The 4,894-nt window shown below is 69.8% G+C and carries 5 protein-coding genes; all 5 read left to right on the top strand.

Going from position 1 to position 4,894, the window contains the following annotated elements:
* Positions 1 to 403: ATP-dependent helicase C-terminal domain-containing protein (locus HMPREF3105_RS02910; protein WP_305791319.1), on the top strand; the 403-nt coding region annotated here is incomplete at its 5' end.
* 86 nt (positions 404 to 489) lie between these two features.
* The gene (locus HMPREF3105_RS02915; RefSeq protein ID WP_070708748.1) at positions 490 to 1,791 is read left to right on the top strand and encodes an extracellular solute-binding protein; all 1,302 of its coding nucleotides are present in this window, start codon (positions 490 to 492) and stop codon (positions 1,789 to 1,791) included.
* Positions 1,788 to 2,759, top strand: a complete 972-nt coding sequence (locus HMPREF3105_RS02920) for a carbohydrate ABC transporter permease (RefSeq protein ID WP_070708749.1) — start codon at positions 1,788 to 1,790, stop codon at positions 2,757 to 2,759. Before HMPREF3105_RS02915 ends, HMPREF3105_RS02920 begins: the two co-directional genes overlap by 4 nt.
* Positions 2,756 to 3,658: a carbohydrate ABC transporter permease gene (locus tag HMPREF3105_RS02925; protein ID WP_080695955.1), complete on the top strand. Its 903-nt coding sequence runs from the start codon at positions 2,756 to 2,758 to the stop codon at positions 3,656 to 3,658. The genes HMPREF3105_RS02920 and HMPREF3105_RS02925 overlap by 4 nt, the downstream gene beginning before the upstream one ends.
* A 35-nt stretch (positions 3,659 to 3,693) precedes the next feature.
* On the top strand, positions 3,694 to 4,894 hold a 1,201-nt coding region (locus HMPREF3105_RS02930), incomplete at its 3' end, for an ABC transporter ATP-binding protein (protein ID WP_070708750.1).

Below are 4,894 nucleotides of genomic sequence, written 5' to 3' on the forward strand. Positions count from 1 at the left end.
CCTGGACGCCGAGGCGCTGCTGCGCGGTGCCCTGCCGTGGCCGGAGGCGGGGCGGCTGGACGAGCTCGCCCCCGAGCGCCTGCCCGTGCCGAGCGGGCGCGCCGTCGTCGTGGACTATCCGGCCGTCCACGAGGACACCCCGCCCGTGGTCGCCGCCAAGCTGCAGGAGTTCTTCGGGGCGCGTGTCACCCCCGCTGTCGCGGACGGTCGTGAGCCGGTGGTCCTGCACCTGCTCTCCCCGGCAGGTCGCCCGCTCGCCGTGACCGCCGACCTGCCGTCCTTCTGGGCCGGCCCCTACGCGCAGGTCCGCGCCGAGAACCGCGGGCGGTACCCCAAGCACCCCTGGCCCGAGGATCCCGCCGCCGCGGAGCCGACCGCCCGGACGAACCGCCGCGCCCGCTGAGAAAGGGGTCCGCGAAACGTGCAGGAATCGCTGTGATGCGTGATGATGGCCGTCACATCCGACTCGCATCGATTGAGGTTCCACTTGTGAGACACGACACGCGGGCACGTCAACGGCGCCGGGCCACGCTGGCCGGCGCCGTCGCCGCGGGCGCGCTCCTGGCCGGGTGTGCTCCGGCCGAGCAGACGCCCACCCTGACCTGGTACACCAACCCCGACGACGGCGGGCAGGCGAAGATCGCCGCCCAGTGCACCGACGCCGCGAACGGCCGGTACAGAGTCGAGACGTCCATGCTTCCGACGGACGCCGCATCCCAGCGCGAGCAGCTGACCCGCCGCCTCGCCGCAGGCGACACGTCGATGGACATCATGTCCCTCGACCCGCCGTTCGTCCCCGAGCTCGCCGAGCCCGGGTTCCTGGCCCCCGTGCCGGAGGAGATGCAGGCGTACGCGAAGGACAACGCCCTGGAGGGCGCGCTCGCGGCCGCCAGCTGGAAGGACGAGCTCGTCACGGTCCCGTTCTGGGCCAACACGCAGCTGCTCTGGTACCGCAAGTCGGTCGCCGAGGCCGCGGGGCTGGACATGTCCCAGCCCGTCACGTGGGACCAGCTGATGGAGGCCGCCCGCAGCCAGGACAAGGACCTGGCCGTCCAGGGCGCCCGTGCGGAGTCCATGACCGTGTGGCTCAACGCGCTCATCGAGGGCGGCGGGGAGCAGATCGTCCCCAACGCCGAGGCGCCCACGGACGAGGTCACCACGAACCTCGACTCCGAGGCCGGCCGCACGGCCGCCCGGATCATCTCCACCATCGGCAAGGAGGGTCTCGGCAGCGCCGGCCTGCCGACCCAGGACGAGAACGCCTCCATGCTGCTCTTCCAGGGCAAGAACGGCTCGTTCATGGTCAACTGGCCGTTCGTCTGGCCGGCCACCCTCGGCTCCGTGGAGGAGGGCTCGCTGCCGGAGGACCTGCCCGAGGACATCGGCTGGGCCGTCTACCCCCGCACCGTCGAGGGCAAGGACGCCGCGCCGCCCGTGGGCGGCATCAACCTGGGGGTGGGCGCGAAGTCCGAGCACCAGGACCTCGCCTGGGACGCGATCTCCTGCATCACCACCACCGAGCACCAGAGCCAGTACTTCGTCGAGAACGGCAACCCGCCCGCCGACCCGGCGGCCTACGACGCCCCCGAGGTCGCCGAGAAGTACCCCATGGCGGACACCATCCGGGAGTCCCTCGAGCTGGGCGCCCCGCGGCCGCAGACCCCGTACTACAACGAGGTCTCCACCGCGATCCAGCAGCGCTACGCGCCGCCGTCGGGCGTCACCGAGTCCACCCCGGCCGAGACCGACGACTTCATCCAGGAAGTCCTGAGAGGGGAGCGTCTGCTGTGAGCCACGTCGACACCGCACCCGCCGCATCCACCCCGCGCGCCGCCGAGGGTCGCCGCCCCCGCCGGGTGAAGTCCCAGCGCGCGAAGTCCGAGGCGCGTCTCGGCTGGCTCCTGGCCGGCCCCGCGTTCTTCGTGATGCTGTTCGTGGTCCTGTACCCGATCCTGCAGGCCCTCTACGACTCGCTGTTCACGTACCGGCTCACCGCGCCGGGCGACCGCGAGTTCGTGGGCCTGGGCAACTACGGCGTGATCCTCACGGACCCCGTGTTCTGGAAGGACCTCGGGGTGACCCTGCTGATCACCGTGGTGACCGTGGTGGTCGAGCTCATCCTCGGCTTCCTGCTGGCCCTGGCCATGCACCACGCCATCAAGCAGACCCGCGGCCTGATCCGCACGATCATCCTGGTGCCGTACGGCATCATCACCGTGGTCTCCGCGTTCGCGTGGTTCTACATGTTCTCGATCGACTCGGGCTACATCAACGCCTGGTTCGAGTGGCTGCCGGGCGTCGACGCGGACCTGAACTGGTTCGCGCAGGGCAGCACCGCGCTGTTCGTGATCATGCTCTCCGAGATCTGGAAGACCACCCCGTTCATCTCCCTGCTCCTGCTGGCCGGCCTGGCCCAGGTGCCGGGCGACCTCACCGAGGCCGCCGCCGTCGACGGCGCCTCGTGGTGGCAGCGGATGAAGCTGGTCATCCTGCCGAACATGAAGGCCTCGATCATGGTGGCCGTCCTGTTCCGCGCGATGGACGCGTTCCGCATCTTCGACTCCATCTACATCATGACCAACGGCGCCTACGGCACCGAGGTCCTCTCGCTGCTGGCCTACCGCACGTCCATCGGCCGGCTCGAGATCGGCATGGGTTCGGCGGTCTCCGTGATCCTGTTCCTGTGCGTGGCCCTCATGGCGGTCATCGCCGTCAAGGGCTTCAAGGTGGACCTGGCCGACCGAGGAGGTTCCAAGTGAGCACCGCCGCATCCGCTCCCGCCCCTGAGGGCCGCGCGCCTGAGGGCCGCGCGCCCCACCGTCGCGGCACCGGGAAGGCCACCGCACTGTGGTGGATCCTCACCGTCGTGATCGGCGTGTGGTGCCTCTTCCCGCTGTTCTCGATCTTCGCGACCAGCTTCAAGACGCCCGCCGACCTCGCCAACGGCAAGCTGCTGCCCACCCAGTGGTCCACGGTGAACTACGAGGAGATCTTCGTGGGCGGCTCGCGCGAGCTGTTCCTCACGGCGCTGCGCAACTCGATCGGCATCACCGTGATCGCCACGATCATCGCCGTCATCCTGGCCACGCTGTGCGCCTACGCGATCGCCCGCCTGGACTTCCCGGGCAAGCGGATCGTGCTCACGGTGTCCCTGATGGTCTCGATGTTCCCCGTCATCTCCCTGGTGACGCCGCTGTTCAACATGTGGCGCACCCTCGGGCTGTACGACACGTGGGTCGGCCTGATCATCCCCTACCTGTCCCTGACCCTGCCGATCTCCATCTGGACCCTGGCCGCGTTCTTCCGCCAGATCCCGTGGGAGCTCGACCAGGCCGCGCAGGTGGACGGCGCCACCCCGCTCGAGGCGTTCCGCAAGGTGATCGTCCCGCTGGCCGCCCCCGGCGTCTTCACGACGGCGATCATCGCCTTCTTCATCGCCTGGAACGACTTCGTGTTCGGCATCTCCCTGACCTCCACCGAGACCGCGCGCACCGTGCCCGCCGCCCTGGCCTTCTTCACCGGCGCCTCGCAGTTCGAGTCGCCGACCGGGGCCATCTCGGCGGCCGCGATCATCGTGACCATCCCGATCGTGATCCTGGTGCTGGCGTTCCAGCGTCAGATCGTGGCCGGCCTGACCAACGGCGCGGTGAAGGGCTGAGGCCCGCACACGAGACCTCCCGAAAGGACCCCCCGATGGCCTCCATCACCCTGAACCACATCGACAAGACCTACGACGACGGCTTCCACGCCATCAAGGACGTGAACCTGGAGATCGAGGACGGCGAGTTCGTCATCCTCGTGGGCCCCTCCGGCTCCGGCAAGTCCACGCTGCTGCGCATGATCGTGGGCCTCGAGGACATCACCGACGGCGAGATGCTGATCGACGGCCGCCGCGTGAACGAGGCGGCCCCCAAGGACCGCAACCTCGCGATGGTGTTCCAGAACTACGCGCTGTACCCGCACCTGACGGTGTACGAGAACATCGCCTTCCCGCTGCGGCTGATCAAGGACAACAAGCCCTCCGATGAGGAGATCGACCGCAAGGTGCGCGACGCCGCCCGCGTGCTCGAGCTCGAGGACCACCTCGAGCGCAAGCCCGGCAACCTCTCCGGCGGCCAGCGTCAGCGCGTGGCCATGGGCCGGGCGATCGTGCGCGAGGCGGACGCGTTCCTCTTCGACGAGCCGCTGTCCAACCTGGACGCCAAGCTGCGCGGGCAGATGCGCGCGGAGATCTCGCAGCTGCAGCGCCGCCTGGCCACCACCTCCGTCTACGTGACGCACGACCAGACCGAGGCCATGACCCTGGGCGACCGGGTGGCCGTGCTCAAGAAGGGCGAGCTGCAGCAGGTGGCCAGCCCGCGCGAGCTCTACGAGCAGCCGCTCAACCTGTTCGTGGCCGGCTTCATCGGCTCGCCGTCGATGAACTTCCTGCCCGCCTCGCTGAAGCAGAAGGAGGGCGGCCACGTGCTGTCCTCGCCGATCGGTGACATCCCGGTGCCGCCCGAGAAGGCCCGCGCCGCCGAGGGGCGGGACATCGTGTTCCTCGGCCTGCGGCCGGAGTTCTTCGAGGACGCCGAGCTGGTGGAGGACAGCCGCCGCGGCCAGGGCTCCACCTTCGACGCGACGCTCACGCACCTGGAGTGGCTGGGCCACGAGCAGTACGGCTACATCGAGTTCGATCCGGACCCGGCCGTGGCCGAGATGCTCTCCGCGCTGGCCAAGGACCTGGATGCGGATGAGCTGCGCCCCGTCGTCGTGGCCACCCTCTCCGGCGAGTCCCGCGCCCGGCCGGGCACGCCGACCCGCCTGTGGGTGGACACCACGCGGGTGCACCTGTTCGACCCGACCACCGGTGAGAACCTCACCCGCGACCCCGAGGTCGGCGCCGAGCTGA

The sequence above is a fragment of the Micrococcus sp. HMSC31B01 genome (genome assembly GCF_001816085.1).
Taxonomy (GTDB): Bacteria; Actinomycetota; Actinomycetes; order Actinomycetales; family Micrococcaceae; genus Micrococcus; species Micrococcus luteus.